The following is a 26,972-nucleotide window of genomic DNA, read 5'->3' on the forward strand; positions in this document are numbered from 1 at the left end:
ATATGAATATTATGTTTTAGTAATTTCTGATTTTGTATGAGCAAATTGCTGTAACCATTTTTTTGTTGCTTGTAGATCAAAAGCCTGACGGGCATATTTCATTAATAACAAATGTTCAGGAAGATAAGAGTCAAATTTTTCCTGTTTTTGTTCTGGAACAAGTTGTGCAAGTGCCCAATCTTCACCAAAATCTTCTTCTGCAAGTTGTTTTAATATTTTTTCCACATCTTCAATTGATTCATCATATACTAAGATTATTCCATTATTTATCGCTAGGGTCAGATCTTTCCGGTGTAAAAGGGCAAAGAGGGTATTAATAACTTTGTCTCCTTCCCACGTTAATATATATACTGTGTTATCGTACTGGATTAATCTTTCTGTAGAAAGTTTAAAATACTTAAAAAAACGACAGCTTTCAATAAACAGGTTTTTAGCATTATTATCGGTAAAATCTGCTTTCCCGTTTGCTGCTGATATCCTGAAATCTTCATCACATAATATTTGATACATTTCCTTACGGATAGTTTCATGAATATTTAAACTATTATTTTGAAATGTCGGAGGAACTCCTCCTTTTGTTTTATCAACTAAAATGATTTTATCTGTAATATCAATGCTGATTATTTGCCAGCGCTGGCCAGCAAAAATGATATTTTGTCCTTTTATGAGTATATTCGTGACAGGTATAGATCCTAGCGTTTTGTTTTTGGTTATTACCCGATACTCAAGCGGAGTTTGGAAGACACTATAAAAAGTATAATGGTTAACGAGTTTTTCACCATTTACGCCTAAAATCAGAATATCGTTGTGTGTCTGGCCAATTAATTGCTCTGAACCCATATGTCTGAGCAAACTTTTAAACTGTGATGTGGTAACGTTTTGAAAAGGTCCTTCCTTGCATAATAATTGGTAAAGCTGTTCTATCCGGATACCACCCCATTGAGCAAGTACAGACAAAATTTGATGCAAAAGTGTTGAGAAATGAAGCAAGCCGTTATCGACTGGTTCAAACCAGTTACTGCTGATTAACAGACGTACCATCGCTAAAGCTTGAATTAATTCCAGATGTAATAAATCGATAAAATTAGATGTTTCTGTTTTTTTTGTTCCAGCTATTAACATCCGTAATATTGATGAATTGCCACGTCTGCCACTTCGTCCTACCCGCTGTCGCAAACTAGAAACTGAATGCGGGCTACCTATTTGTATAACCGAATTAACTTTACCAATATCAATTCCTAATTCAAGAGTCATGGTGCAAATTGCAGTAGTAGGAAGTGAACTTTTCTGTAAACGTTGTTCTAAGGATTCCCGAAATGATTTTGCTAAAGAGCCATGATGCGGGAAAAATTCATTCGGCAGATTTTTTTGCTCACACATATCACTCAGGCAAACAGCAATTTTTTCACACTTTGGTCGGCTATTAACAAAAACAAGATTGTTACTACCGCGGCAAAAACGAAATATGTCCTGACAAATTTGATCTGTAACAGTATTAGTAGTTTTAGAAAAACGATTTTCTATCTCATCCTGTTTAGATTGATCAATATAGCCACGTACTTGTAATTTAAGTGAAGAATGTGCATGGGTTTCGCGAATTATCTGGCAATGGAGTCTTTGATTTGGTCGTAGCGACAGAGGAACACTGTTTAAATCGCCTAATGTAGCACTTAAGGCAATGCGTGGAACTGGTGTTTTTAGCTTGCCAATAAGGTGCTCAGTACGAGTTAGCAGAGATAATAATTGTATGCCTCTTTCTTGACCGATAAAAGCATGAAATTCATCAATAATGATATATTGCAATGACTGAAAAGCTTTTCGGAACCAGCCAGAATCATTGAGAAGCATTGATTCTAACGATTCTGGTGTAATTAGCAGAATACCAGAGGGAGATTTTTTAAATTTAGTTTTCTGGTTTGCAGGAATATCTCCGTGCCATGGGGTAAGTTGCATCGACAGCACTTTCGTCAGACTATAAAGGCGACGATACTGGTCATTAATCAATGCCTTTAATGGACTGATATATAAGATACTTACTCCATTTTGTATTTCCATGCATTTACTACAGGCAGGCAAAAATGCAGCTTCTGTTTTGCCTGCAGCTGTTGAGGCACTAATTAGTACATCGGTTTTTCCAGCAAGTATCGGAGCAATAGCAAGTTGCTGAATTTCTCGCAGGCTATTCCAACCTTGCTGGTAAATCCACTTCTTTACTTTTTGGTTTAGTAAATGATAGCTTTGCATTACAGTCTGAAATCTGTCAGATTATCATCAATTTCTATTTCCATATCAGAGTTTTTTTCTTCTTCTATTTTGAGTGATTCAAGTAGTTGCTGCCATGAAATCTCTGGATGTTGTTCTATAACAGTAAGCATATCCAAAAATGCCTTAATAGTGTTACGTGGTGTTTTGAAATAGGCTTCTCCGATGGTTTGGTTACAATGAATCAGAAATGCCGTTAAAGAATCATCTGGGACAAGGTATTTAGTACTGTCTCCTGAGGCATAAATATGCCGAAGATTTTTTAGTAAAATATATAATTCTTCAGGGGAAAGACAGGCTAAATGTAATGCTGGGGATGAGTAATCGATTACGTCAGCTTGTTTAGCAAAATTATTTTCTGCAAGTCTTGTTTGCAATGCTTCATAACTATATAAGCCTTTGTAAGGATCAAGCAGAAATTCAGGTGTTCCTCCTAATAAGAAGCCAATATATTCAGCATTTCCCTGTAAGCAATCATTTAATATGCGTAGTATTTGCTCATAATTAGACTTTCTGGCCTGTGTATTGCTTAGCTTATATAAATTTACCATTTCGTCCAGATTAACCAATAATCCGCTATAACCAGCCTGTCGTACAAATAGACTCATTATTTTTAAAGCATCGTAAAAAAAAGCGTCGGAAATAATGGTTCTCACCCCTAAATCATTGCGGGCATCGGTTTTGGTGCTGTATTCTGCTCTTAACCATTTAATCGCACAAGCTTTTAAATGTTCATTATCCTCTTCGCTTGCTTTCCAATATATTTCAATAACTTTGGCAAAATCATAACCTCCAACCATTTCAGATATGGCTGTGAGTCTTTTATGAATAACTTTCTCTACACTGTAGTCGTTGCTTTCTGCTTCTTTCTGAACTTGGGTAATGAATTTTTCTACAACACTGGTCAGGGCGTTTCCATCAGGTTTATTACGTGTAGACATATTTTTCATTAATTCTGAGTAGAGATTTTTGGCCTGACCACCAGTAGCATGCAGGCGTCTGTCTGGAGATAAATCTGCATGTAATGTTACAAATTTCCGTTCCAGTGCAATTGCTCTTACTACACTCATAAAAAAAGTTTTGCCTGAACCATAGTCACCAATAATCAGCCTGAAAGCAGCTCCTCCATCTTCTATACGCTGGATATCTTGTATCATGGCTTTTAATTCATTAACTCTTCCCACCTGTATATACTGAATACCGATTTTCGGAGTAACACCTGCTTTCAGGGATTGAATAATTGCATCTCTTTCTTTTGCTCTGATTTTTTTTTCTGTCATCATTTTATCCTTGTAATTCAGTTAATATTTCAAAATCTATATAAATATCATTATTTTCTTCTATAAGTGGTGCATCTACACATTCATAGGCCCATTCGTTTATGGTTTCAATTGCACCGTCGGGCAATAAATTAAATTTTTTGCATAATTCAATATATTCATCACGCTTCCAATGTTCTCTTGTAATCAAAATGTTTAAGAGCTGTTGATGAGTGCTATCAAGATTCTGGTTATCAGGCAATTCAGGCTGAGGTACTGTCGGTTCTTCTTCAATATCAGTAAATATAGAACTTAGTAACGACTGCACATCACTGGTTTCGCTTTCATGCAGTTTAAGAATAGTCGAGTCAAGGATAATATTGCTTTTTTTATCTGTATCAGTTTTATTATTTTCTGATGCTGCTAATGGTTGTTTTTGCAGAGTTTTGTTGGAGGATGCTGATAGTGTATGAATGTCATTGACTACGGTAAATTTGTCTAATCCTAAAGCAGTGTATAATTTTTCAATCTGTTTGATTTCAGCAGGTGCTGCATCACCGTCTGCCAGAGCAATGGAAATGAGCAGATGACTAATAATTTTTCTTTGGTTGGAATCAAGTTTTGCTATTTTATCTCTTAAACCTTGCATGCCATGAGTATTATTCAAACACGATAATAGAAAAAGTTGTAAATACTGTTTTTCTGTATCTTGTAAATTTTGATTAGAATCTATAAAACGTTTTAGTAATTCTTTTTCTTTCTCATGAATGAAACCATCAATATTTGCTACGATTACGCCTAGTCTTATTAATAGCTCAGTATATCGAAACTCTGCACTGGGCTGAAAATTCACTAAATCCAGAGAATCATGTAGTACAATTTTATCTTCAGGATTGATTTTAATTGTTTGTATGCGGCTATCAGGTATTATAGTTAAACCAAATTTGTTTGCCATCCGCTGCATCAGCTCATTTTCTTTTTTATTAATTGCTTTTGGTAATTCAGTATTAATATTTTTCCAAAAATCCTTTACCGAAGCCAAACCGTTCCGCTCCAGCAAGACATGATTGACCCATGCTCTGAATTGTTTAATTACAGGAGAATTGTTTATATTAAACAGTTCTGCCGGCAACAAAGTTAGGGCAGTAATATCATTACGGGAAGAATTTTCTCTTGCTAAGTAACGGCTGTATTCGCTTAATAAATTTGTACATAGTTCCGCTATTGCAATCAAGCTTTTTAAAGGTTTTGTTAATATGCTTGGGTCTGGTAAATTGGGATTATCCCATTGGCAAAAGCCAATGGAGCGATTTGCAGCCTGATAGTCGATTTTTAATCTTGTCTTATTAGGTTTAATTAGGATACCCTCAGGAAAATGTTCATTAAATTTCAGAAAGAAAAGCTGTCGAAACTCCTCTTTACAGCGTCGTGCAGCTGTTCTGAAATAATATTCAGAAGTGTAATCTAACCAGTCTAATGCTAAGCTTGCCTTTACAGGTTTTTCATTTTTTACTGTTACAGCCAGTATCAGTTTAAAAAATAATTCATTTGAAAATTGGAATAATTCATTTTTCAGCTGTTTGGTAATAGCTGGACGTAAATAGATCATTAATGCCAGTAAATTGCCCGAATAATTATTGAAAGAATAATTACTGTCATAAATTTTCCGTAAACGTATTATTTCATAAAATATTTCAAAATATTCTTTTATATCAATTGAATGAATGGAGTTTTTGTTGGCAATGATGCGACGTTCCAAACCATAAAAATATAGGAAAACATAGCCTATAGGCATATTGGGATGAGAACGATCAGATGCCAGCCAATCTAAATATATCCCGCGACATTGAGGAGAAAGTTCTGAATAGCTTGGCCAATAGCATAATGTAGCATCAGTATAGAATTCAGTCTCATTTTCAATTTCAACTGGTTCAGACACAGGTAAAGCAGGATCAATCAAACTATCTTCACTACTGTATCCGTTTAATCCCATTAATTTACTGCCGTAGAAAATAAATCCTTTGTTCAATTCCCGGTTTTGAATGGTAATTGAACTATCCTGCGGGAGCCAGCGTCCGTCTTCGATATCCTGAATTTCTGATTTTTTTGAATAATTATCGGAGGTAATTGTAAAAGTTACCAGTTCATCATCTTCATTTTTATTAACTGATTGTTTATCATTATTATATTGAGTCGATAACTCGATAATAACTGAATTGATATTATTTTGAGAATAGGGTTGTTGTGTGTTGCTATCATATTCTGATTTTTCAGATTCTGTTTCTATAGACAAAATATTATCTTGATGAGGTTTGGCTATTTGCGAAGCCGAGCTTTTCTGAATACGATTGCGTGATGTTGGAGCTGGTGGTTTTTGCTTTTTATTGGAAAAGATGATTATTAATGAAAAAAAAATTGCTATACAAGTAAAAATCACCATTTTATAAAATGCCATTCCACTTTAATTCAATGTTAAAAACATATAGAAATAGTTAACAAACAAAAGCTGACTGCCTAATACACATTTTATGTAAATATATTTTTAGATATTACGACCATATATATATTTAAGCCAAGTTATTTGGCTTTTTTTAATTTGAAATGAAATAATTTATTAATTTGTGTTGTTTTATGTACAATAAATTTGATGTGTATAAAGCTATTGAGATGATTAACTAGGTCAATTCTTATACTATATTAATATTTTTGAAGAAATTAACTTGGTTATTTATTTGAGCAATTATTATTTTATTAAGTTCTATAGATAACGCACTTAGGTTCAAGCTGCCGTATAATCACTCATTTCCTAGTTGGCTGTGAAAGAAATTACGCATGTGGTTTAAGCAATTAAGTATTTATCCGCTCAATAAAGACAATCTGCCGAATTTAGAAACTTTGGTTGATAAGCTGACTGAAGCTCAGTTTAAGCCGTGTATGGGATTGGATTGGGACAGTATTGGCTTTGCCAGTCCTGTATCGTTTAGCCCGGAGATGGTGTTTCCGGCACAGAATACATGGCGTATTGCGCTAAAAAAAGAAGAAAAAGTATTACCGGCAGCCGTAGTGCGAGATATTCTTGACGAAAAAATTAATGAAATACGCGAAGCTGAGGGGCGGAATGTCGGGCGTAAGGAGAAGATGGAACTGAAAGAAACCATCACCGATGATTTGTTACCGCGTGCTTTTACTAAAAGTGGTAAAACAGAAGCCATTATTGATACTCAGCGCGGCTTATTAATGATTAATCAGGCTAATGCCAATCGTGCTGAAATGCTGCTTACGAAATTACGTGAGGCACTGGGCGGACTGGAAGCGAAGCTGCCACGCACTCAGCAGTCGCCTGGCAGTCTGATGACGGAATGGCTGTTAAGAGGAGATGCTGCCGGTCATTTTGAGCTGGACTGTGATTGTGAACTCAAAGGACTGGGTGATGCTGCACCAGTAGTTCGTATCAGCCATCAGGATTTAACCGCAGAGGAAGTGGTTAATCTGGTCAAAAATGGTAAGGTTGTTACTCAGTTGGGGTTATGCTGGCAGGACAGAGTACGTTTTGTGCTGACGCAGGATTTTACTCTTAAACGTATTCAGTTTCTGGATGTGATTCAGGAGGAAGCTGCAGGGCAGGGAGACGATATGCAAAGTATAACCTTTGCATCACAAATACTGATGGCAGAAGCCTTAGGCGATCTGCTTGCTGAGCTGGTGCATCATTTGGGCGGCTGGTTACCGGAATAATGGCTTTAAACGGCGTAAATAGTCGCAATTTGCCTGCAACAGTGGCATTGGCTTCGGTATAATGCGCTAAATTTATTAAGGATACTGTCATGAGTATTAAGTCAGACAAATGGATACGCCGTATGAGTGAAGAGCACGGCATGATTGAACCGTTTGAACCTAATCAGATTAAGCAGTTAAACGGTGAAAAAATCATTTCCTATGGTACTTCCAGCTATGGTTACGATATTCGCTGTGCACGCGAATTCAAGATTTTTACTAATATCAACAGTACTATTGTAGACCCGAAAAATTTTGATACGCGTAATTTTGTAACTGTTGAAGACGACTTTTGCATCATTCCGCCTAACTCGTTTGCTTTGGCACGTACTGTGGAATATTTCCGTATCCCGCGCAATGTTCTGACTGTTTGTCTGGGTAAATCCACTTATGCCCGTTGCGGTATTATCGTTAATGTCACGCCATTTGAACCTGAATGGGAAGGCTATGTAACTCTGGAATTTTCCAATACCACGCCATTACCGGCAAAGATTTATGCTAATGAAGGGGTGGCACAGGTATTGTTTTTTGAAAGTGATGAAGAGTGCGCTACTTCTTATAAGGATCGTGCCGGTAAATATATGGGGCAGACGGGCGTAACTCTACCTAAAGCTTGATATAAGTCTGTGTTTGAAAAAGGACGCGATTGCGTCCTTAAAAATTTGGATGTTCAGGCGGCGGTTTTACAGATTAGCGTTTAAAAGCAAAATATACTGCACCAAGAATAAAGCCGAAGCTGATTAAATAGTTAAGTCTGAATTCATCTTTTAAATAAAGAATCGCAAACAGGGTAAATACGACCAGTGTCACTACTTCCTGAATAATCTTCAGTTGAAACGGTTTTATCCCCCAATGTGCCCCCAGATGATTGGCCGGCACTGCAAGACAATATTCAAATAGAGCAATTCCCCAGCTAATCAAAATAATCTGCCAAAGCGGAAATTGATAATTATTGGGTTTAATATGCCAGTACCATGCAGTAGTCATGACCAGATTGGATGCTGTGAGCAAACAAATAACAATTAAGTAATGCATAATGATGTGGTGTATATAAATTGATGATCTCTTAATTTAGATAAATCATACAATGAAGAAATGGTTTGGTTCATATACTCGGAATGAAAAATATATCTTGCTGCAATCAATGTTTTATTGATATATATTTCAGCTTTGAATTCAGTTGTATATTTATACTCAATATTAAGTATATCTGTAATTATCTGGAATTGTATTTAGATAGTTTAAGTAAAAGGTTTACTGTATCTGCAAGTAAAGAGTACAGATAGTGTTTTGAGTAATAAAAATGATGAAGCAAATATTGATTAAGGAAGAAGGTTTTTGCAATATGTGTCTGGATTAGTAATTAAAATATATGCTTTTCAACTGAATTTCTTACAAACTGAAATTAATTTCAATTTGGCGCCAGGCAATGGTGATATATCTGAAAAAGATATTTATAACTTGTACTTCTAAATAAATCAATAATTTTTATGTTAAGGGTGAGCTGGACGTTGAAAGTGGTTTCCGGTGCTATTAAGTTCACTAAATTATAGTTTATGTTTGTGAATAGATTTTTTGTCTGTATGTACTGATGAGGAATAAAACAGGTGTTTGCATTACTATGCAAACACCTGTTTTATTGAATGCCCAATTGCCACAAAGATGTGATTTCACGATTACGGGCATAGGAAAGTGGATGATGTTGTTCCCGGGCTTTTTGATGCGTGGGTTGAGTATCGATTTTATGAATAATTTTTAACCCTGCTGCTTCTATCCATTGATGTAAGGCTTCTGAGGGGCGTAAGCCAAGATGTTCAGCTATATCGGACATAATCAGCCATACCTGCCCGTTTGCTGAGAGGTGGTTTCTGACATTTTCCAGAAATGTTTTCAACATTTGATGGTTGGGGTCATAGAGTGCTGTTTCTATATCGCTGCTTGGCTTAGCGGGTAACCATGGAGGATTACAGACAATGAGATCGGCCTTGTCCTCTGGAAACAGGCTGGTATGCTGAATATGAATTTGTTTATTTAAACCGAGACGCTCTATATTTGCTTGTGCGCATGCAATGGCGCGCGGATTATTATCTGTTGCAATGATTTCAGGTATTCCACGCTGTGCGAGTATAGCAGCCAGTACGCCACTGCCGGTTCCGATGTCCCATGCTGTCTGACAGGCAGAGGGAAATGCTGCATGGGCAACCAGTTCAAGATATTCACCGCGTACGGGCGAAAATACACCGTAAGGAACATGGATTTTTTGTCCTTGCAATGCAGGAATGGAAACACCGGTTTTATGCCACTCATAAGCGCCAATATAGCCTAATAACAGATGCAATGGCAGAAGTAGGGCGTTCTGATTGGGTTTGCCGAATACGTCGTTCAGAGCAGCTGCAATGTCTGGTGCGCGACTGTTGTTAAGTATGCCCTGAGGTTGAATCTCTACTAATAGAAGCTGGAACAGGCGGCTGTGCTGAGCCTGTTGCAAACGATGTTTATGAAAATCAGTATGAATACGGGCTTTACTGCGAACACGTTTTTTAATCGCAGCCAGTAGTTGTTTACCCTGATGATAATCACCGCGCCAGAGCAATGCAGTATGCTGACGCATGAGTTGAATCGCCTGTTCGGCGCTGATCTGAGTGATAGCCTGAATGTGTTTCGGAGCGGGATGGCGGCTGTCGCCTCCCCAGTCTGCCTGCATGTTTTGTGCGTTTTCTGTCCAGTGAATGGTTTCGTTCATGTTGGTTTGTTATATAAAAGGCATTATATAAGAGAATATTATGTTAAACGGGGTTGCAGGTAAATAATATGGCTGTGGATTGGGTGTACATGATTTTGCAGAAATAAAACCTGCCTGAACTTAACAGATGTTCAGGCAGGTTTGTAGTTGGTATGTATTTTAGCGGTTATCCATTATAGCCAGCAGAATTTGTATCAGACTGGTAAAGATATTGTACAAAGAGACAAACAGAGTGAGTGCTGCGCTGGTTGCACTGTCTTCACCACCGGCAATAACAGTACGGATTTGCCACATAATCATCAGTGAACTGAAAATGACAAAACCGGCTGCGATAGTGAGTGACAAAACCGGTAAATGCATAAACATATTCAGAATCATACCGATAATTAAAACAACTGCTCCAACAACCAGAAACTGACCAATACCTTTCATTTCAGATTTGGAACGATGAGCAATTGTTGCCATGGTAAAAAATACGGCCGCTGTCATTAATGCTGCCATACCTACAATTTGTGATCCGACAGCAGAAGCCACAGCCAGTTGTAAAAGCGGAGAGATGAAAAATCCGATAACAAAAGTAAAAACCATTAACAAGGCTATACCCAGATTGTTATAACGGTTTTTTTCAATTGCAAACATCAGCCCGTAAGCAAGAATAAAAAACGCTACAACTGATAGCCATGAATTGCTAAACAGAGCATAGAAATTTATATAATTACCTGCGTAAGCACCTGCGGCACAGGGCAGGAAAGAAAGTCCGAGCAGGCTGTAGGCTTTGCGCAGAACAACGGTTTGCTGGTTGTCTTCTGCCTGACCCAGCTGGGTAAAATCGTAAGTGTTACGAGATTTCATGAATAATATTCTCCGTGATTTTGTCAGTAAATAATTTCTCTGGTTGATTATATTGTAACAATTGTTGGCAAAATATGCACAATAATGATGAATTGTTACAATAAAAATGTTGATTTTTATTTTTAAATATATTTCTAATAATATTAGGCTGATTTGGATTTTTTCAAGGATTTTGAATCGCCGGCAGAATACATAGATGAGCAGAGATATTATTCTATATTGGCCAGTTTGTGTGTCTGAATGCTTAGCAACCATTTATTATTATGGCGGTTTTGATTCAGTCTGCCGAGATATTGTAATGTAGTAAGCATATTGAACTGGTTGTTTTGTTCGCAGGGCGAAAGAAAATAGTGTCTGGCCTGAATATGTTGTTCTATGTTCTGGCAGAAGGTAAGAAAATCCAGATGGTTTTCAACTACGATGCGTACTTCGTCAGCCTGACGCTGTAGTGGAAATGGATATTGGTGACGATAATAAAATTTCGGGCTCAGGGCTATATAGTCGATAAGCGGATCTACTGTGCCCAAACCATTGCTTTCGATGGCAAGATAATAATTTTCCTGTTTAAGTGCGTGTAAAAGTAGGGGCAGTTTTTTGTTGATAGTAGGTTCGCCGCCGGTAATGATTATGTTTTTACTCTGAAACTGACTGACGGTATTGAGGATGTGCTCCAGGCTCATACTTTGGTAACTCATGAAGTCAGTATCGCACCATGGGCATTTGAGGTTACAGGCTGCCAGACGGATGAAAACAGCAGGCATACCGGTATTGTAGCCTTCGCCCTGCAGGGATTCGAAGATTTCGACAATATTAAACTGGATCATGAGCTGGTATTCTGATATTCGCAATAGGAAGTAGGGGTTTCCCATAGGGTAATTTTGGATACTGGCAGATGAGCTGTAAGCTTGTTGAAGATAAACCGGCTCATGCTTTCAGCAGTAGTGCGACAGGGAAAGGCAAATACTTTTCGCTCCATTTGGCGAAGGAGGGCTGCGATTTTACATTCATTGCTATTGGTTTCATCATACAGATAGGCATGATCCAGCTGGCTGATAATATGCTGGTTAATGATATTTTTGATGTCGGAAAAATCCATAACCATTTCTTTGCTGGATCCTTGCTGATGTAGCTGGTCGCTTACTTCGACAATCAGGCGATAGGTGTGTCCGTGCAGGTTATGACATTTGCCCTGATGCCCGTCCAGCATATGGCAGGCATCAAACTGGAATTCTTTGGCGATTTTAAACATATTTTCTGTCTAAAAGCCAAAGAAGAAAGATTTGTCATTAAGAGAAGATGATATTGCAGAATACAGTTGATACATGTGTAGCAGGGCTCCTAGTTTTTTTTCGTGGGATGGATTGCGAACCACGTGGTTATTCAGTTTTCAATAACACATTTGCTGTGTGAAAGGATTTCTATTACTTCAAGTATATATTTTAATGGTATCAGCTGTTTTCTTACAAGGGTAACTGAGTAACTGCGGTGTTGATTCAGTGTCGACCTGAGCGCCAGATTGACCAGATTACCCAGAGACTGTTGCTGAATGCCAGTAAATAGCCAATCAGTCCGAAAAACGACAGGCCGAATATTTTCGGGCCGGAATTAATACTCATAACAATAGATGAGCCAATGATAAGTGCCGCTGTAACAATTCCCATTGTCAGGCGATTAACAACTTTATCCAGCTGGTTATTAAATTTATCGATGTGCTGAATGTTCAGGTTAACAGGGAGCTGTCCGTGCCGGATGCGTTTACTTAGACGTAATAGATTTTGGGGTAGTGTATCTATTACCTGAGCTAAAAGATGTAACTGTATTTTATTGTGGCGCCAGATTGTCTGGATATTAAAGCGATTGCGCAGTACGTTTTTGATGGTGTTTCGTGCATGATTTAACAGTTCAAAGTCGCCGTCTATTTTTTTTATCACGCCATCAAGGGTAATCAGGCATTTGAACAGGATAATCAGATCCGCAGGCAGGGTGAGACCATGTTCACGAATAATATGGGTAATATCGTTAATTATCTGACTGATACGCAGTTCTTTACTATTGAGCTGCTCATAATTATTCAGCATTTCCAATACATCTGTTCCGAGCTGGTCTTCATTAATAATTTCTCCCTGCGCCCAGTTGGACAGAACATATTGCAGTGCAAACTGGTCGTGCTCCAGCAGTGCATGAATCAGAGTGATGATTTCCTGATGGCGCTGCTGGCTTAACCGGCCGACAAGCCCGAAATCAATTAAGGTGATTCGTCCATCATTTCGTACTAAAATATTACCCGGATGCGGGTCTGCGTGAAATAAACCATGCTGTAATATCATATCAAGAATGGTATCGACCAGTGTGGCTGCAAGTTTTTTTCGCTGCTGCTTGTCCCAGCCGGTGAAATCAAGATTTTTAAGTAAAGTATCGTCAATATATTCTTGTACTAATATTTGCCGGTTAGAATATGCCGCATAAGTTTGTGGTATATGGATTTGCTGCTGATGGTTGTAAAGACGGGAAAAATGTTGCATATTGCGACGTTCGGCAGACAAATCTGTTTCTTTTTCGAGTGAACGGGCAAAATATTGCACCATTTGTACCGGATAGTAACGTCTGGACTCGGGTATTTCCGATTCAAGCAGTTGTGCTATGTGGTTAAGAATACGCAGATCAGCTGCTACGGTTGACTCAATGCCCGGGCGTTTAACTTTAATGGCGACCTGTTCTCCGCTGATAAGTGTGGCGCGGTGAACCTGTGCTATGGATGCGCTGCCGACAGGCTGAGCTTCTATATTACTGAAAATGCTTTCCAGTGGCTGGTTAAGCTGAGCCTGAATAATATTTCTGATGTCTGGAATCGGAAGAGGATGTGTGTTGTTTTGCAGATGGGCAAATTCCTCTGTCCATTCTTCTCCGAAGACATCGGTACGGGTAGCCAATATTTGTCCGAGTTTGATGAATGTTGGTCCGAGCTCTTCAAAGGCGAGCCGCACTCGTTTTGGTGTGCTCAGGTAGTGCTGGTGATTCTGGCCTGATGGGTCGGAGTGTTTGTACCAGCGTCTTGGTAATTTGATACGAACAAGAAATTCACCCAGACCGTGTTTGGCCAGAATGGTGATAATTTCGCGCATACGCGCCCAATCGCTGATATGGGATGAGCTGGGTGAGTACATATGATGATGTCCCGAACAATTGCTATTTACAGGATAGCAGAATTGTTTGATGAACTGATGGAATAATGTTGGCATGAAGTGGATAAAAACATTAATGAAGACGGCAACGGTATGCTTGTGTGCCAATTTCATTCTGATTTCGCCGGTAATGGCGGCACCGGATGAAGGTCTGGATAATGCGGCGCTGGAGCGTTTGATTCGTGACCGAACTGCTACACCGGCTGTGCGTACAGGTGATGACGCCAGTGACCTGATTATGAACGCAATGGGACTGCTTGGTGTTGCCTATCATTTTGGCGGAAATTCACCCACAAGCGGACTGGATTGCAGTGGTTTTATGCAATATATCTTTCGGCGCAGTATGGGTGTTACTTTGCCGCGCAGTTCACGGCAGATGGCTACGGTAGGTGAAGCAGTCAGCCGAACCAGTTTGCAGCCGGGGGATCTGGTATTTTTTAGTCCGGGTGGTGGTGGAATTTCCCATGTGGGTATGTATATCGGTAATGGCCGGATGATCCATGCGCCGCGTACGGGTAAGAATATTGAAATTACCAGTATTGAACAGGGTTATTGGTCTCGTGCTTTTGTGACTGCGCGCAGGGTGAAACACTGATGAAACCTTTACCACCGATGCCAAAGTGGGTAGATGATGCGGGCAATGTGGTCTCTTGCACTGAAAAAATTAAGGTGATGCAGCAAAATATGCAGGAGATCTATGAGCTGGCACAGGAAGCTTTTGAAGACGGATTACTGATGGGATGTCAGGAAAAACAGTTACGCACTTATCTGAGCGAACTGATGAACGCAGTGGAGAACCCCTATCAATAATGTATTGATAGTGTGTACTGCTTAAGCACTCATCGAACTTTATCTGCCGGAGTTCTGAATATTTGGTTATGTATCCCAATTTATTGTGTACATAGCAATGGTTTTCTGTTGCCTTTAAAATGATAAAATACAACTATGAAATTTTGTCAGGGTCGCCAGTTGTCCATAAATAACGCCCATCATCAGGATGGGCGTTATTGTTGCTGTGAATATTGGTTTAAAACAGATTATCCAGCGGTTTGCCGTTATTTCCGTTTGCTGCCGGTTTTGGTTTTGTTGTCGGAGCGGTATTAACAGGAGTTTCAGAGTTATTTTCTCTATTAGTGGTAGCGGGTACGTTTATGGGTGTAATAGGCCGAATTTCTTGTGTATTTTCCGGATTGTCTCTGTCTCTGGTATTAGCTCTGCCGGTAGTAACAGGTAGAGCAGGTTCGGAAGCAGTGTCAGGTTCTGTACTCTCTGAAGCAGCTATAGCGGGATTGGGTGAAAATACTGGTGTTGGAACATTACTGCCTGTTACCGGTGCACCGGTCGGAGTCAGTACTTCAAAGCTTGCCTGAGAGGCGAACTCTGTGGTTTCAGAGGTAGAATTCAGAACTTGCCATGCGTGAAAAACAAACCAGACAACAAATATGGCCAGAATCAGAAATAAAGTCAGTAGAATTTTGGTGAATGTACTCAGACCAGTTTTAACCGCTTTTTTTTTGTTTTTTGTTCCCGGTGCGGTAGGTTTAGTGCTCATGACAGGTAATCCTTCAGGGATATTGTTGCGTATAATATCGTTATTATACGCAAAATTTTGTTTACGCTAATCAGATACTGGCAATTTACTGCTTCGATAAGCTTGGTCTATATGGTTGTATCGCAGCAGAATGTCGGTTATCAGGGATTGGTCGGTGTACTCTTCGGAGTATTTTCAAAGGTTTGATACAAAGTAATAACTTTCTGAACACCAGACGTTGTACTGATGGCCGTTGTAGCGGCCTGTTGTTCATCTGGTGTCAGAATACCCATTACATAGGTGACGCCATTATAAGTAACTACTTTGACGTGGTTTGCCGATACGCCTTTGGTATTTAGCAGATTGGAACGTATTTTTGAGGTAACCCAGGTATCATCTGTAACATGACTTAATTTACGATTCTGAGTGGCGATATCAATGTAGTTATAGATTTTTTGTGCCGCAGGCTGGGCACGGGCAACGCGCTCTACCAGATTTTTATCATTTTCACTGGCTACTAAGCCAAGCAGTAATATCTGCCGGTTGTAGCTGATAACGGACAGTGTAGGCTGGAATTTACTTTCCTGTGCCTGACTATTCAGGTATGAGATAGCACCATCATGAATCCGAACTTCCATTATTTTGTCATCTGCCTGTGCGCCAGTAGTACGTCGGTCGATAACTGAAAGCGTACCAACAGTGGCGCCACCTACCAGAACAGCCGGACAGCCGGTCAGGGTAGTGGTCAGGCAAAGTCCCAATGCCAGAGCAGAAAGATATTTTTTCATGAAATACACCTGTAAATTGGTTGTTGCTGGTTATATACCACCTAGCAATAATTGGTCAATCTGTGCGCACAAAGCATGAATAGTTACCTGATGTGCCTCAAGTACACGTAAAGGATGGTCGCCGGGTACATTAAGCCAGAGATCGTCATCGCGCAATAATCCGGCAACTTCACCACCGCTTCCGCCGGTAATCGCCAGCACTCGCATATCACGTTCATGCGCGGTTTTAATCGCACTAACCAGATTGATATTCTGACCATCTGCCGATAGTACACAGAGCATATCATGCTGTTTGCCAAGCGCATGAATTTGCTTGGCAAACATATCGTTAGGACCGCTGTCGGTCAATATACTGAGTACAGAAGGATTATTGCACAGTGATAAGGCAGCCAGTGCCATGCGTTCCTGTTGTAGTCGGGTCACCATATAGGCAGCCAGCGTGTTTGCCAGTGATGCATATGCACCATTACCGGCAATAAGCAGCTTGCCATCACTCATCAAGGCCATCAGTATTCCCTGAGCAACTTCGGCAATTGGTTCAGCCAGTAAGTCTGCACACTCGTTCAGAAGCTGGGCACTATCGGCAAAATGTTGATGGACGGAGATGGATTCTGTCATATAAATTAATTTGTTAATTAAGGCGGGAGCAGGCAATATGCTTGGTATTTACAATGTATTACGCGTAAATACCCCTGTGCAGGTTTCAGGCTGCGTGACTTCTGAAACGGCACTATTATACGGTTTATAACCCGTGTAATTGTTAACCGTAAACTCTGAAACATTATCACTACATGGTATAGTAACAGTTTCAGGCTTATGTGCTGAGTTTTCAGTTTAATGCCTGATGCTAAAGTTTAATCAGATTACGGATTTATAAATGCAAGCCCATTACCAGAAAGCTGTTGCCAGCATTGTACCGCAAACCCTTTATGTAGTGGCTACTCCGATTGGTAATCTGGCAGATCTGAGTTTTCATGCATTGGCAGTATTATCCCGGGCAGATTTAATTTGTGCAGAAGATACACGCGTAACACAGCAATTACTGCGTGCATACGGTGTTTCTGCACGATTGATCAGTGTGCGTGAACAGAACGAACAAAGTATGGCAGAACGCGTTATTGCTGCTCTGGCTGCCGGTCAGGTAGTGGCGCAGGTTTCTGATGCCGGTACGCCGGCAGTGTGTGATCCCGGGGCACGGCTGGTAACGCGGGTACGTGCAGCTGGTTATCAGGTAGTGCCGGTAGCCGGCCCGAGTGCGGTGATGACAGCTTTGAGTGTTGCGGGAGTTACTCAGTCAGATTTTTATTTTGCGGGATTTTTACCGGCAAAAAGTGGTGAACGTCATCAAAAGCTACAGTTATGGAAAGAAGTATCTTATCCGGTAGTTATGTTTGAAACGCCTCACAGAATTACAGATACACTGGCACAAATGGTTTTACTTTATCCGCAACGTACTCTGATGCTGGCACGTGAAATCAGTAAAACCCATGAAACCTATCTATGCGGCACAGTTTCTGAAATTCAGTCGATTGTGCAGGCAGATGCTAATCAGAAACGTGGCGAGATGGTACTGATACTTCATCCGGCACCAGTAGAAAAAAATACCGAGCTGTCTGCTGAAGCTATTAATATTATGCAGATTTTAGTGCAGGAACTGCCAACCAAGCAGGCTGCCGTACTGGCTGCGCAGATTAGTGGTGAAAACAGAAAAGCTTTATATGATTGGGTAATTAATGCTAAAAAGTTATCAGAATAAACACAATCATTAGGACATGTTAAAATAATTTATGCCCGATGCTATTTTACACAATGCTGGTCATTGTTTATGATACTGTCTGAATTGGCTATTGCCGCCGCTGTTGCGCTGGCACCCCCTGAATATTGCAATGATTTAAGGTAAACCGTTATGTTGAAAAAAAGTGTGAATCGTTCCGGCTGGTGCTTGCTGGTACTGGCATTAAGTGCCTGTACTCTTTTCAAACAGCCGGCAGCGCCGACAGAAACGGGCAGCAGTGATGCCACTACAGGTACTGCTGCTACCACTGCCGACAATCCATATGGTGCTGCTCCTTATACGCCACCGGCAAATACAGCTCCGGCTTATACACCTGCCGCTGCAGGTACTTCTACTGGTTATGTGGGCAATTACTCTCCGGTTGATATTAATGCAGCAACGCATACGGTACAGCGCGGAGATACGGTATATAACATTTCCAAACGTTATCAGATTACTCAGGATAATCTGCGTTCATGGAATAATATAATAGAGAATGAAATTAAGGTGGGGCAGGTTCTGCGCGTGAAGCCAGCCGGCTATGTGGCGCCGGCTGGTAGTACAAACACAACTACTACTGTGACTGCTCCTGTACAAACAGCAAATGTCACTACCACCACCAGTACAACCACGACAACTACACCAACCAGTACAAGTACTGTATCAACCAGTAAAACAGTGAGTGTTGGAGGCGTCCGCAATGTAAGCGGAATTGAATGGCAGCGTCCGACCGCTGGTAATATTCTGCAGAGTTATGGCGGCAGCAGTAAAGGTATTGATTATGGTGGTAATGCCGGGCAGCCTATTTTGGCAGCTGCTTCTGGTAAAGTAGTGTATGCCGGTAATGGTTTGCGTGGCTATGGTAATCTGATTATCGTACAGCATAATCAGACATATCTGACCGCCTATGGTAACAACCAGAATATTCTGGTAAAAGAAGGTCAGCAGGTCAAACGTGGCCAGCAGATTGCTACTATGGGTAATACTGATGCTAAACGCACTCAGCTGCATTTTGAATTACGTGAAAATGGACAGCCACAGGATCCCAGCCGTTTCCTGCCAATGTGAGCATCAGAGTTAATTAATTCTGTTTACACATAAAATAGCACTTATTCACTGGATAAATAAATTCAGAAAGTAAGTGCTGTTTTTATGCATAAATAAATTAACTTATATATAGATAGAGACAGACTAAACCCGATTGAAAAAATTAATAATGGTTGCTGGATAAAATCGGTAACTTTGACAAGAAGTTAAATTCAGCATCAGAAATACGTCTCGTTATTCTGTAAGTGGATAAGGTTAACAGGCGTATTTCTAAAAATTTATGTAAACTGCTGACTGAATTGTGATTCAAGTAAAATTGTATACTGTTAAAAGTATTAACTGAGGAACTGTTCAGCAGATTGTACAGTCGCAAGATAATTCAATGCGGCTAAAAAACTGTTTTGCACATTTGTTGCACTAATGATGTTGCTATTGAACTCCAGATTCAGTGTTGCGCATGCATCTGCAATAACAATTGGTTGATAACCGAATTCAACTGCCTGACGAGTGGTAGAGTCAACACACATGTGTGTCATCATGCCACAGATAACTAGCTGATCTGTCTTCTGTTGTTGAAGGTGCTCATGCAGGGTTGTTTGTAAGAAGCTATTGGGATAGCTTTTATGAATTATAAATTCATTCGTGTCCGCAATCGGCAGTAATTGATGGTGTAATTCTACACCATGGCTGTCAGGCTGAAAAAAAGTAGCTCCTGGGTTACTATTAATATGCTGGATGTAATACACCGGCAGCTGCTGATTGCGGAAATACTCACGAACCTTCAATATTTTTTTCAGTGCCAGTTGTGGCTGGTACAGTTCCATTTTACCTTCTGAAAAATAATCATTTTGTACATCAATTATAATGAGTGCTTGTTTCATTAGTTATATCCTGTTGGTTTTAATAATTTAATTATGCGCCTTATCTGTTTTCGACAGAATAAGCTGATGAAAAAGATATACTCTATTTATTTTCAGGATGAAACTATGGATAAAAAAGACAGAGCAATTCTGGATTTATTAAAAAATAATAGTCGTTTGTCGTGGAAAGAGATTGGTGAGAAAGTATTTCTTAGCGGACAGGCAGTGGGGCTAAGGGTACAGAACCTGCTTGAGACCGGCGTGATAGAACGTTTTACACTGACTGAAAACTTGATATCGGAACAATTTATTTTTATTTATATGAATAACAGTCGGTTTGCTGAATTCGAGCATTTGGTGAGTACCTTTGCTGAGGTACAGGCTCTGTATAAAATTACGGGTGATGGTTGCTATTATATTCATGCAAATTTTACTGCCGAGCAGCTGGAACCGTTTTTACAGCAGATAACAGTTTATGCACGTTATAAAGTAAGCCATAAATTACGCAGACTGATTTAATCTGATATCTGCGTAAACTTATTGAGTAAGACATGCGGCCATAATAGTATGTTCTTTCAGACATAGATTGTGAGCAAAATATAAACTATTTTCTACCAGCCCCAGATCTTCTTCGCACTGAGTTTCAGTTTCAATAATCAGCATTTGTTCCGGCCGTCCGGCATGCAGGCTCATGCGCATTTGTGCGGGAGTAAACGGCAGATTATGCTTTTGGGCGAAGCTGCGTGCACGGCTGTTTGCTGTTTTCAGCATGGGTATCAGGGTAATATCCAGATGAAAAATTCTTACACCCATTACCAGAATACGTGCGGCAAACCAGTCTGCCTCATCACTGATAATATCAGGAGTAGGTTGTTCAAAGCCCAGACGCTGTGCAGCAATTAACATTGCTATCAGGCGCAGCTGAGGAATCAGAGCTTCACTAAGCATAAATGCAGTCTGGAATTGTGGCTGTAGCTGGCATAGGTCAGAGCGGTGCTGATTGCCGTCAACAATCATGTACCACCGTTGAAGCTGAGCCACAGGTGATTCTGATTGCCGTATCTGATTTAGCGGTAATGCGGACATTTTATTCTCCAGTAGTTGTCGATTCATTTGTAATGCCTTTCTGTATGAGGCGTTTGTAGCAACAAAAAACCGCCTCGGTTTGGCCGGGCGGTTCACTTTTTTATTTTGCTTATTAGATATTATATAAACGCAAAAAAGCACCGCACCGAGGTGTGGTACCAATAATAAGCAAAAGAGAAAGTGGTTGCGTTTTTCATCATTAAACCTTAAACCTTATTGAAACATGTGTCAAGAATTATTTTTTTCCCCCCAGCGTGTAATCAACTGATGAGGTATATGCAACTGGTCCAAAATACGTCCTACTACAAAATCCACCATATCCTGAATAGTTTGAGGGTGCTGATAAAAACCGGATACTGGGGGCAGAATGCATACACCCAAACGTGACAGTTTAAGCAGATTTTCCAAATGAATGGCTGATAAAGGCGTTTCCCGCGGTACGATGATTAGCGGACGATTTTCTTTAATCGATACATCAGCTGCCCGTTCAAGTAAATGGTCGGAAGTGCCGGCTGCAATGGCAGCAACACAACCCATGCTGGCCGGACAGATAATCATTGCATCAGCGGGATTGGAACCGGAGGCCGGAGGTGCAAACCATTCATCGCGGCCAAATACAGTAAGCATGGATGAGTCTACGCCGTATTCTGTACACAATGCGGCATTACACTGTTTAGCATTTGCAGGTAAATGCCAGTTGATTTCCTGTTGTGCGACTATCTGGGCAGCCTGTGAATACAGTAACCAGACCCTTATATCAGCCTGTAACAGGCAGCCCAGCAGACGTTTGGCATAAGGCATACCCGATGCTCCGGTAAGAGCCAGTGTAACGGTTTTGACAGAATGAGCAGAGGGAAAAATCATAATAAAACTAGTGTATATTCAAATATGCCTGTTATTATAGCTATTTTGTTTTCAATATAACATTTGGCATATGACAGCTATATTCAGATGAAAACCATTATTAGCCAGTTGAAGTTTTATTTTCTGTAATTGTGATTAATTAATCAAGCTCTGCGGAAAATGGCAGGCTGGCAAAAAACTTAAATTTCTGAATAACTAAATACAAATATTAATACTGATCATGGAATGATAAGCATGTTGTGGAAAAAAATATTATGGTGGCCCTGTTTTTGTGTCAGTATTCTGGCCGGCTGTGCTCAGGTTCCTCCTCCTGTTGCTGAAGAGCGTGAATGTGATTCGAGAGCGATGGCAATGGCTTTATTGCAATCTAATCAGCCTTATGGTACCAATAATGTTCGCTGTGCGGTATCGTCAAAAAACTTACCTGTAATGAAACCTGAACGTACCGCACCACCTGAAGTCAGCCTGCGTATTGAACGGTCGGTGACAGAAGTGAGTAAATGTCTGCATGAAAAATTTCAGTCACGGTTTAAACTGCCGCAGGAATTTTACAAAATCAGCTCCTATCCTAATGGCACTCAGACACTGGCACTGGTAAATCCTTTCACACAGACAGAAGGTTTACAGATAGACGTAGTTAAAGCAGGTATGTCGCAAAGTATAGTTAATCTATATTCTAATGGTATGACTTTGTCGGAAGCGTGGAAAAAATTTCCTGAGCTGTGCCGCTAAATGGCATCAGTTTTTGATTTGCATAAAGTAGAATGTATCAAGCCCCTCTCAAAGGAGGGGCTTTTGCAAACATGGGGTTTAGCCGGAAATTTATTTTCCTGCTTTAAGATTTTGCCATAATCGCAATTCGTATTTCAGGGTATCCGATTTTGCCGGTAATACCAGATAACTGTTAGCCAGAACCTCATCTGACGGAAAAATACTGTTATCTTCGCGATATTCTTTTTTTATCAGTTCTTTTGCCGGCATGCTTGAAGGTGCGTAACTAACATAATTGGCGTTTTTTGCCGCTATTTGCGGTTCCAGTATCCAGTTCAGGTAGCGATAGGCATTTTTGAGGTTGGTTGCATCTTTCGGAATAGTTAATGTATCTATCCAGAGAGAAACCCCCTGAGTCGGAACCAGTACTACGATATCTTTTTTACCGGTTGCATCCAGCCGGCGTCGTTTGGCAATGTTCAAATCACCGCCAAAACCAATGGCTACACAAACATCGCCGCGTGCCAGATCGTCGATGTAACCAGAAGACGAATAGCGCAATACATTGCTGCGGTTTGCTTTGATAATATTAGCAGCAATATCTATATCATCTTTGCTCTGGCTGTTCGGATCTTTGCCGGCATAATGCAACGCCAGCGGAATCATCTCTACCGGACTATCCATGTAACTGATGCCACAGTTTTTCAGTTTGTCGGTATACTCAGGATTAAAAACCAAATCCCAGCTATTTTCCGGCATTGGTGTAGCACCGAGTGCGGCATTCACTTTTTCAATATTGATTGCAATGGTATTCATACCCCAGTAGTTGGGTACCGCATACTGATTATCCGGATCTACGTCTTTTAATAAATCCAGTAATTTCGGGTTAATGTATTTCCAGTTAGGCAACTGATTTTTGTCTAGTGGCTGGTATGCTCCGGCTTTAATCTGGCGTCCGACAAATGAGTTGGACGGCCCGACAATATCATAGCCGGACTGCCCGGTCAGAATTTTGCTTTCCAGTGTTTCGTCACTGTCATAAAAATTGTAAGTAACTTTAATGCCATATTTTTTTTCAAATTCACCAATAGTTTTCGGGTCAACATAGTCTGACCAGTTAAATATTTTAAGTGTCTTGGTGTCGCTCAAACTACCAGGTTTGCTGGCTGCTACAGCAGAAGCCGGTTGAGGACCGGCATTGTCGTGTGAACCGCTGCATGCAGTCAGAATACATAAAATCAAACCGGATAAACCCAGACAGGCTGTGTTTTTCATGTCCGTCCTTTTCAAAGATGTGCCAAGGCTGGCTGGCATGGTTATGTGTTAACCACCTTTGTAACTTCAATCTGTTCGTATGGGGGTAACTATACCGCATAAGGCATTAGTGTTGTCGGAATTGTCATTTTGGCATGGATTTTCGTCTGTTCAGGTAGGCTTATGCGTAAAACTGCGGTAAGATAAGCGGATGATTTTAACAAGGGTGATGGTTGAGGTGGACTAACCAGTGTCCTGTTTTTATATCTATGTTCAGGCAGTCTGTGTTTTATACAGACTGCCTGAATACGATTAATCACCCGTCTTATTGAAACTACCATGAAAACAGCAGAATTACGTTCTAAATTTCTTCAATTTTTTGCAAGTAAGGGTCATCAGGTTGTACCTTCATCTTCACTTGTACCTCCGCAGGATGATAAAACCCTGTTGTTTACCAATGCGGGTATGAATCAGTTTAAAGATGTGTTTCTGGGTTTTGACAAGCGCCCGTACAGCCGTGCGACAACTGCACAAAAATGTGTGCGTGCCGGTGGTAAACACAATGATCTGGAAAACGTTGGTTATACCGCGCGCCATCATACATTTTTCGAAATGCTGGGCAATTTCAGCTTTGGCGATTATTTTAAGCGTGATGCCCTGCATTTTGCCTGGGAATTTCTCACCAGTAAGGACTGGCTGAACCTGCCACCGGAAAAACTGCTGGCAACTGTATATGCAGATGATGATGAAGCTTATGATATCTGGTTAAATGAGATTGGTCTGCCACCGGAAAAAATTATCCGTATAGGTGACAATAAAGGCGCACGTTATGCTTCTGATAATTTCTGGCAAATGGGCGATACTGGTCCGTGCGGTCCTTGTTCGGAAATTTTTTATGATCATGGCGAACATATCTGGGGCGGGCCTCCGGGCAGTGCCGAAGAAGATGGTGACCGTTTTATAGAAATCTGGAACTGTGTATTCATGCAGTATAACCGGGATGAAAACGGTAACATGAATCCGCTTCCTAAGCCGTCAGTTGATACAGGGATGGGACTGGAGCGGGTGTCGGCAGTATTGCAGCATGTACACAGTAATTATGAAATCGATCTGTTTGTCAATTTGCTGCATGCTGTAGCCCGTGTTGTAGGCATTCCCTATAGTCAGGATGTACCGAGTCTGAAAGTCATTGCCGACCATATCCGCTCTTGTGCGTTTTTAATTGCTGATGGTGTATTACCCAGCAATGAGGGGCGTGGCTATGTATTGCGGCGTATTATCCGCCGGGCTGTACGCCATGGTTATAAACTGGGTTGTAAACAGGCATTTTTCCATTTGCTGGTAACGGATCTGGTGCAGGAAATGGGCTCTGCCTATCCTGAGCTGGTTGAAAAACAGACACAAATCAGTGATGTACTGAAACAGGAAGAAAGCCGTTTTGCACAAACACTGGAAACCGGAATGACTCTGCTGGAAAGTGCCTTGCAGGATGGCGGACAGACACTGGCTGGTGAGGTAATTTTCAAACTGTATGATACTTATGGCTTTCCATATGATTTAACCGCTGATATTGCGCGTGAGCGTAATATCAGTCTGGATGAAGAAGGGTTTGAGCGTGAAATGGCTGCTCAGCGTGCCCGTGCCCGTGCAGCGCAGAATTTTAAAGCCAATACTCAGCTTACCTATGAAGGTGCTGACACAGAATTTACCGGCTATCAGCAACGCCAGAATGAAAGCAAAGTTCTGGCTTTGTATCAGGATGGTGAAGCTGTTGAGCAGTTAAATGCCGGTGAATCAGGTGTGGTCGTGATTGACTTCACACCGTTTTATGCAGAATCTGGTGGTCAGACTGGTGATACTGGTTATATTTTTGCCGGTGAAAACCGCTTTCAGGTAGAAGATACGCAAAAAATCAAAGCTAAAGTATTTGGTCAGTTTGGCGAAATGCTATCCGGCAGTCTGAAAGTGGGTGATGCTGTTACTGCTCAGGTAGACAGTGTACTGCGCGAAGCCAGTATGCGTAATCACAGTGCCACTCATCTGATGCATCGCGCCTTGCGTGAGGTATTGGGTACACATGTTGAGCAGAAAGGTTCTCTGGTTAATGCTGAGCGCACCCGCTTTGACTTTTCACATCCACAGCCGGTTACCGCTGCACAACTGACCGAAGTTGAACGTCGGGTAAATCAGGCGATTGTGGCCAATGTTCCTGTATGTGCACAGAATATGAGCTTTGATGAAGCCATCGCTGCCGGTGCAATGGCGCTGTTCGGAGAAAAATACGGTGACGAGGTACGTGTACTGAGCATGGGCGAATTTTCTACCGAATTATGCGGTGGTACCCATGTTGTACGGACTGGAGATATTGGTCTTTTCAAAATTATTTCTGAAAGTGGTATTGCTGCCGGAGTACGGCGTATTGAAGCTGTGACCGGATTGAATGCTTTACAATTTGTTCAGCAGCAGGAAGAGTTGCTTAAGGCTGCGGTTGCCGAAGTAAAAGCACAGACTGCTGAAGATTTGCTGCCTAAACTTCAGGCAATACATACTCAGACCAAACAGTTGGAAAAGGCATTAACTGAAGCCAGAAGTGAACTGGCCAGACAGGCAGGTACCGCTTTGCTGGCTCAGGCCAGAACTATTGGTACAGCTCGTCTGGTGCTGGGACAAATTGAGGCAGAAAGCAGTGCTCTGAGAGATATTGCTGCTGATTTAATTGCACAGGGTGATAATATTATCGTTCTGCTGGCAGCAGTAAATGATGGTAAAATTGCCATCATAGCAGGAGTATCAAAAGCATTAACTAAAACAATCAAGGCTGGTGAGCTGGTTAATTATGTTGCCGGTCAGGTTGGTGGTAAGGGTGGCGGTCGTCCCGAACTGGCACAAGCCGGCGGGCAGGATATAGCTGCATTAGAACCGGCGCTCGCCAGTGTAACTGACTGGTTAGCTTCCAAATTAGGATAAAGACTTAGTAAATGAAAA

The 26,972-nt window shown here is 40.8% G+C and carries 25 protein-coding genes and 1 riboswitch; of the genes, 9 read left to right on the forward strand and 16 right to left on the reverse strand.

Annotated features, from left to right (window positions below):
• Positions 1–9: 9 nt before the first annotated feature.
• The 3 genes from H3T75_RS07530 to H3T75_RS07540 are packed head-to-tail and all read right to left on the reverse strand — an operon-like array spanning position 10 to position 5,961.
• Positions 10–2,244: a DEAD/DEAH box helicase gene (locus H3T75_RS07530; protein WP_198211421.1), complete on the reverse strand. Its 2,235-nt coding sequence runs from the start codon at positions 2,242–2,244 to the stop codon at positions 10–12.
• Positions 2,244–3,542: an ATP-binding protein gene (locus H3T75_RS07535; RefSeq protein WP_232339954.1), complete on the reverse strand. Its 1,299-nt coding sequence runs from the start codon at positions 3,540–3,542 to the stop codon at positions 2,244–2,246. The genes H3T75_RS07530 and H3T75_RS07535 overlap by 1 nt, the downstream gene beginning before the upstream one ends.
• Positions 3,543–3,546: 4 nt before the next feature.
• Positions 3,547–5,961, reverse strand: a complete 2,415-nt coding sequence (locus H3T75_RS07540; RefSeq protein WP_198211423.1) for a TerB N-terminal domain-containing protein — start codon at positions 5,959–5,961, stop codon at positions 3,547–3,549.
• Positions 5,962–6,353: 392 nt separating this feature from the next.
• On the opposite strand from H3T75_RS07540, the gene H3T75_RS07545 reads away from it, so the two are divergent.
• Positions 6,354–7,256 carry a recombination-associated protein RdgC gene (locus H3T75_RS07545; RefSeq protein ID WP_025330195.1) on the forward strand — a complete coding sequence of 301 codons (903 nt, stop codon included), beginning with the start codon at positions 6,354–6,356 and terminating at the stop codon, positions 7,254–7,256.
• An 89-nt stretch (positions 7,257–7,345) separates the two neighbouring features.
• On the forward strand, positions 7,346–7,912 hold the full coding sequence (gene dcd, locus H3T75_RS07550; protein ID WP_025330196.1) for a dCTP deaminase: 567 nt from the start codon (positions 7,346–7,348) through the stop codon (positions 7,910–7,912).
• Positions 7,913–7,985: 73 nt separating this feature from the next.
• Here the strand turns inward: dcd and H3T75_RS07555 are convergent, their stop codons facing one another.
• From H3T75_RS07555 to H3T75_RS07580, 6 genes are all read right to left on the reverse strand, one after another.
• Positions 7,986–8,330 (reverse strand): DMT family protein, encoded by a 345-nt coding sequence (locus tag H3T75_RS07555; protein WP_084548254.1) that lies wholly within the window; start codon positions 8,328–8,330, stop codon positions 7,986–7,988.
• A gap of 601 nt (positions 8,331–8,931) precedes the next feature.
• Positions 8,932–10,038, reverse strand: coding sequence for a class I SAM-dependent methyltransferase (locus tag H3T75_RS07560; RefSeq protein ID WP_232339956.1), 1,107 nt, complete (start codon positions 10,036–10,038; stop codon positions 8,932–8,934).
• 159 nt (positions 10,039–10,197) lie between these two features.
• Positions 10,198–10,890, reverse strand: a complete 693-nt coding sequence (locus tag H3T75_RS07565; protein WP_078475113.1) for a Bax inhibitor-1 family protein — start codon at positions 10,888–10,890, stop codon at positions 10,198–10,200.
• 209 nt (positions 10,891–11,099) lie between these two features.
• Positions 11,100–11,714: a 7-carboxy-7-deazaguanine synthase QueE gene (locus H3T75_RS07570; RefSeq protein WP_144235853.1), complete on the reverse strand. Its 615-nt coding sequence runs from the start codon at positions 11,712–11,714 to the stop codon at positions 11,100–11,102.
• A complete protein-coding gene (queD, locus tag H3T75_RS07575; protein ID WP_037393608.1) occupies positions 11,711–12,139 on the reverse strand; it encodes a 6-carboxytetrahydropterin synthase QueD in 429 nt (142 codons plus the stop codon). Before queD ends, H3T75_RS07570 begins: the two co-directional genes overlap by 4 nt.
• Positions 12,140–12,222: 83 nt before the next feature.
• A riboswitch (PreQ1 riboswitch) is annotated at positions 12,223–12,268 on the reverse strand.
• A gap of 115 nt (positions 12,269–12,383) precedes the next feature.
• Positions 12,384–14,054, reverse strand: a complete 1,671-nt coding sequence (locus tag H3T75_RS07580) for an AarF/ABC1/UbiB kinase family protein (protein ID WP_198185719.1) — start codon at positions 14,052–14,054, stop codon at positions 12,384–12,386.
• Positions 14,055–14,127: 73 nt separating this feature from the next.
• Here H3T75_RS07580 and H3T75_RS07585 point away from each other — a divergent pair, with 73 nt between their 5' ends.
• Both H3T75_RS07585 and H3T75_RS07590 read left to right on the forward strand, forming a co-directional pair.
• Positions 14,128–14,667 (forward strand): C40 family peptidase, encoded by a 540-nt coding sequence (locus H3T75_RS07585; RefSeq protein ID WP_025330203.1) that lies wholly within the window; start codon positions 14,128–14,130, stop codon positions 14,665–14,667.
• Complete coding sequence (locus H3T75_RS07590; RefSeq protein WP_084551850.1) at positions 14,667–14,882, forward strand: hypothetical protein; 216 nt, start codon at positions 14,667–14,669, stop codon at positions 14,880–14,882. Before H3T75_RS07585 ends, H3T75_RS07590 begins: the two co-directional genes overlap by 1 nt.
• 217 nt (positions 14,883–15,099) lie before the next feature.
• On the opposite strand, the gene H3T75_RS07595 is transcribed toward H3T75_RS07590, so the two are convergent.
• The 3 genes from H3T75_RS07595 to H3T75_RS07605 all read right to left on the reverse strand — a co-directional run bounded on the left by H3T75_RS07595 (position 15,100) and on the right by H3T75_RS07605 (position 17,009).
• Complete coding sequence (locus H3T75_RS07595) at positions 15,100–15,624, reverse strand: hypothetical protein (RefSeq protein WP_084551849.1); 525 nt, start codon at positions 15,622–15,624, stop codon at positions 15,100–15,102.
• 140 nt (positions 15,625–15,764) lie between these two features.
• Positions 15,765–16,391 carry a BON domain-containing protein gene (locus tag H3T75_RS07600; RefSeq protein WP_084551848.1) on the reverse strand — a complete coding sequence of 209 codons (627 nt, stop codon included), beginning with the start codon at positions 16,389–16,391 and terminating at the stop codon, positions 15,765–15,767.
• A gap of 30 nt (positions 16,392–16,421) precedes the next feature.
• Entirely contained in the window at positions 16,422–17,009 is a 588-nt protein-coding gene (locus tag H3T75_RS07605) for an SIS domain-containing protein (RefSeq protein ID WP_025330207.1), read from the reverse strand.
• A gap of 259 nt (positions 17,010–17,268) precedes the next feature.
• On the opposite strand from H3T75_RS07605, the gene rsmI reads away from it, so the two are divergent.
• Entirely contained in the window at positions 17,269–18,147 is an 879-nt protein-coding gene (gene rsmI, locus H3T75_RS07610) for a 16S rRNA (cytidine(1402)-2'-O)-methyltransferase (RefSeq protein ID WP_084551847.1), read from the forward strand.
• A 150-nt stretch (positions 18,148–18,297) separates the two neighbouring features.
• On the forward strand, positions 18,298–19,233 hold the full coding sequence (locus H3T75_RS07615; protein WP_078475108.1) for a peptidoglycan DD-metalloendopeptidase family protein: 936 nt from the start codon (positions 18,298–18,300) through the stop codon (positions 19,231–19,233).
• Positions 19,234–19,547: 314 nt separating this feature from the next.
• Here H3T75_RS07615 and H3T75_RS07620 read toward each other — a convergent pair whose 3' ends face one another.
• Positions 19,548–20,093: a cysteine hydrolase family protein gene (locus H3T75_RS07620; protein ID WP_174829896.1), complete on the reverse strand. Its 546-nt coding sequence runs from the start codon at positions 20,091–20,093 to the stop codon at positions 19,548–19,550.
• A 66-nt stretch (positions 20,094–20,159) separates the two neighbouring features.
• Between H3T75_RS07620 and H3T75_RS07625 the strand changes: the two genes are divergently transcribed.
• The gene (locus tag H3T75_RS07625; RefSeq protein ID WP_171991506.1) at positions 20,160–20,591 is read left to right on the forward strand and encodes an Lrp/AsnC family transcriptional regulator; all 432 of its coding nucleotides are present in this window, start codon (positions 20,160–20,162) and stop codon (positions 20,589–20,591) included.
• 18 nt (positions 20,592–20,609) lie between these two features.
• Here H3T75_RS07625 and H3T75_RS07630 read toward each other — a convergent pair whose 3' ends face one another.
• Both H3T75_RS07630 and H3T75_RS07635 read right to left on the reverse strand, forming a co-directional pair.
• Positions 20,610–21,185 carry a hypothetical protein gene (locus H3T75_RS07630; RefSeq protein WP_232332568.1) on the reverse strand — a complete coding sequence of 192 codons (576 nt, stop codon included), beginning with the start codon at positions 21,183–21,185 and terminating at the stop codon, positions 20,610–20,612.
• Positions 21,186–21,386: 201 nt separating this feature from the next.
• Positions 21,387–22,022: a flavin prenyltransferase UbiX gene (locus H3T75_RS07635; RefSeq protein WP_198211424.1), complete on the reverse strand. Its 636-nt coding sequence runs from the start codon at positions 22,020–22,022 to the stop codon at positions 21,387–21,389.
• A 234-nt stretch (positions 22,023–22,256) separates the two neighbouring features.
• On the opposite strand from H3T75_RS07635, the gene H3T75_RS07640 reads away from it, so the two are divergent.
• Positions 22,257–22,754, forward strand: a complete 498-nt coding sequence (locus tag H3T75_RS07640; protein WP_198185727.1) for a hypothetical protein — start codon at positions 22,257–22,259, stop codon at positions 22,752–22,754.
• Positions 22,755–22,844: 90 nt separating this feature from the next.
• On the opposite strand, the gene H3T75_RS07645 is transcribed toward H3T75_RS07640, so the two are convergent.
• Entirely contained in the window at positions 22,845–24,008 is a 1,164-nt protein-coding gene (locus H3T75_RS07645) for an extracellular solute-binding protein (RefSeq protein WP_037393627.1), read from the reverse strand.
• A gap of 318 nt (positions 24,009–24,326) precedes the next feature.
• Here H3T75_RS07645 and alaS point away from each other — a divergent pair, with 318 nt between their 5' ends.
• On the forward strand, positions 24,327–26,954 hold the full coding sequence (gene alaS / locus H3T75_RS07650; protein WP_198211425.1) for an alanine--tRNA ligase: 2,628 nt from the start codon (positions 24,327–24,329) through the stop codon (positions 26,952–26,954).
• Positions 26,955–26,972: the final 18 nt, after the last annotated feature.

The sequence above is a fragment of the Snodgrassella sp. W8135 genome (genome assembly GCF_016101225.1).
GTDB lineage: Bacteria > Pseudomonadota > Gammaproteobacteria > Burkholderiales > Neisseriaceae > Snodgrassella > Snodgrassella alvi.

Bases quoted from the DNA above. Each gene is read 5' to 3' on its own strand.
- H3T75_RS07530 (WP_198211421.1), bottom strand. From the start codon at position 2,244: ATGCAAAGCTATCATTTACTAAACCAAAAAGTAAAGAAGTGGATTTAC.
- H3T75_RS07535 (WP_232339954.1), bottom strand. From the start codon at position 3,542: ATGACAGAAAAAAAAATCAGAGCAAAAGAAAGAGATGCAATTATTCAA.
- H3T75_RS07540 (WP_198211423.1), bottom strand. From the start codon at position 5,961: ATGGTGATTTTTACTTGTATAGCAATTTTTTTTTCATTAATAATCATC.
- H3T75_RS07545 (WP_025330195.1), top strand. From the start codon at position 6,354: ATGTGGTTTAAGCAATTAAGTATTTATCCGCTCAATAAAGACAATCTG.
- dcd (WP_025330196.1), top strand. From the start codon at position 7,346: ATGAGTATTAAGTCAGACAAATGGATACGCCGTATGAGTGAAGAGCAC.
- H3T75_RS07555 (WP_084548254.1), bottom strand. From the start codon at position 8,330: ATGCATTACTTAATTGTTATTTGTTTGCTCACAGCATCCAATCTGGTC.
- H3T75_RS07560 (WP_232339956.1), bottom strand. From the start codon at position 10,038: ATGAACGAAACCATTCACTGGACAGAAAACGCACAAAACATGCAGGCA.
- H3T75_RS07565 (WP_078475113.1), bottom strand. From the start codon at position 10,890: ATGAAATCTCGTAACACTTACGATTTTACCCAGCTGGGTCAGGCAGAA.
- H3T75_RS07570 (WP_144235853.1), bottom strand. From the start codon at position 11,714: ATGATCCAGTTTAATATTGTCGAAATCTTCGAATCCCTGCAGGGCGAA.
- queD (WP_037393608.1), bottom strand. From the start codon at position 12,139: ATGTTTAAAATCGCCAAAGAATTCCAGTTTGATGCCTGCCATATGCTG.
- H3T75_RS07580 (WP_198185719.1), bottom strand. From the start codon at position 14,054: ATGTACTCACCCAGCTCATCCCATATCAGCGATTGGGCGCGTATGCGC.
- H3T75_RS07585 (WP_025330203.1), top strand. From the start codon at position 14,128: ATGAAGTGGATAAAAACATTAATGAAGACGGCAACGGTATGCTTGTGT.
- H3T75_RS07590 (WP_084551850.1), top strand. From the start codon at position 14,667: ATGAAACCTTTACCACCGATGCCAAAGTGGGTAGATGATGCGGGCAAT.
- H3T75_RS07595 (WP_084551849.1), bottom strand. From the start codon at position 15,624: ATGAGCACTAAACCTACCGCACCGGGAACAAAAAACAAAAAAAAAGCG.
- H3T75_RS07600 (WP_084551848.1), bottom strand. From the start codon at position 16,391: ATGAAAAAATATCTTTCTGCTCTGGCATTGGGACTTTGCCTGACCACT.
- H3T75_RS07605 (WP_025330207.1), bottom strand. From the start codon at position 17,009: ATGACAGAATCCATCTCCGTCCATCAACATTTTGCCGATAGTGCCCAG.
- rsmI (WP_084551847.1), top strand. From the start codon at position 17,269: ATGCAAGCCCATTACCAGAAAGCTGTTGCCAGCATTGTACCGCAAACC.
- H3T75_RS07615 (WP_078475108.1), top strand. From the start codon at position 18,298: ATGTTGAAAAAAAGTGTGAATCGTTCCGGCTGGTGCTTGCTGGTACTG.
- H3T75_RS07620 (WP_174829896.1), bottom strand. From the start codon at position 20,093: ATGAAACAAGCACTCATTATAATTGATGTACAAAATGATTATTTTTCA.
- H3T75_RS07625 (WP_171991506.1), top strand. From the start codon at position 20,160: ATGAAAAAGATATACTCTATTTATTTTCAGGATGAAACTATGGATAAA.
- H3T75_RS07630 (WP_232332568.1), bottom strand. From the start codon at position 21,185: ATGAATCGACAACTACTGGAGAATAAAATGTCCGCATTACCGCTAAAT.
- H3T75_RS07635 (WP_198211424.1), bottom strand. From the start codon at position 22,022: ATGATTTTTCCCTCTGCTCATTCTGTCAAAACCGTTACACTGGCTCTT.
- H3T75_RS07640 (WP_198185727.1), top strand. From the start codon at position 22,257: ATGTTGTGGAAAAAAATATTATGGTGGCCCTGTTTTTGTGTCAGTATT.
- H3T75_RS07645 (WP_037393627.1), bottom strand. From the start codon at position 24,008: ATGAAAAACACAGCCTGTCTGGGTTTATCCGGTTTGATTTTATGTATT.
- alaS (WP_198211425.1), top strand. From the start codon at position 24,327: ATGAAAACAGCAGAATTACGTTCTAAATTTCTTCAATTTTTTGCAAGT.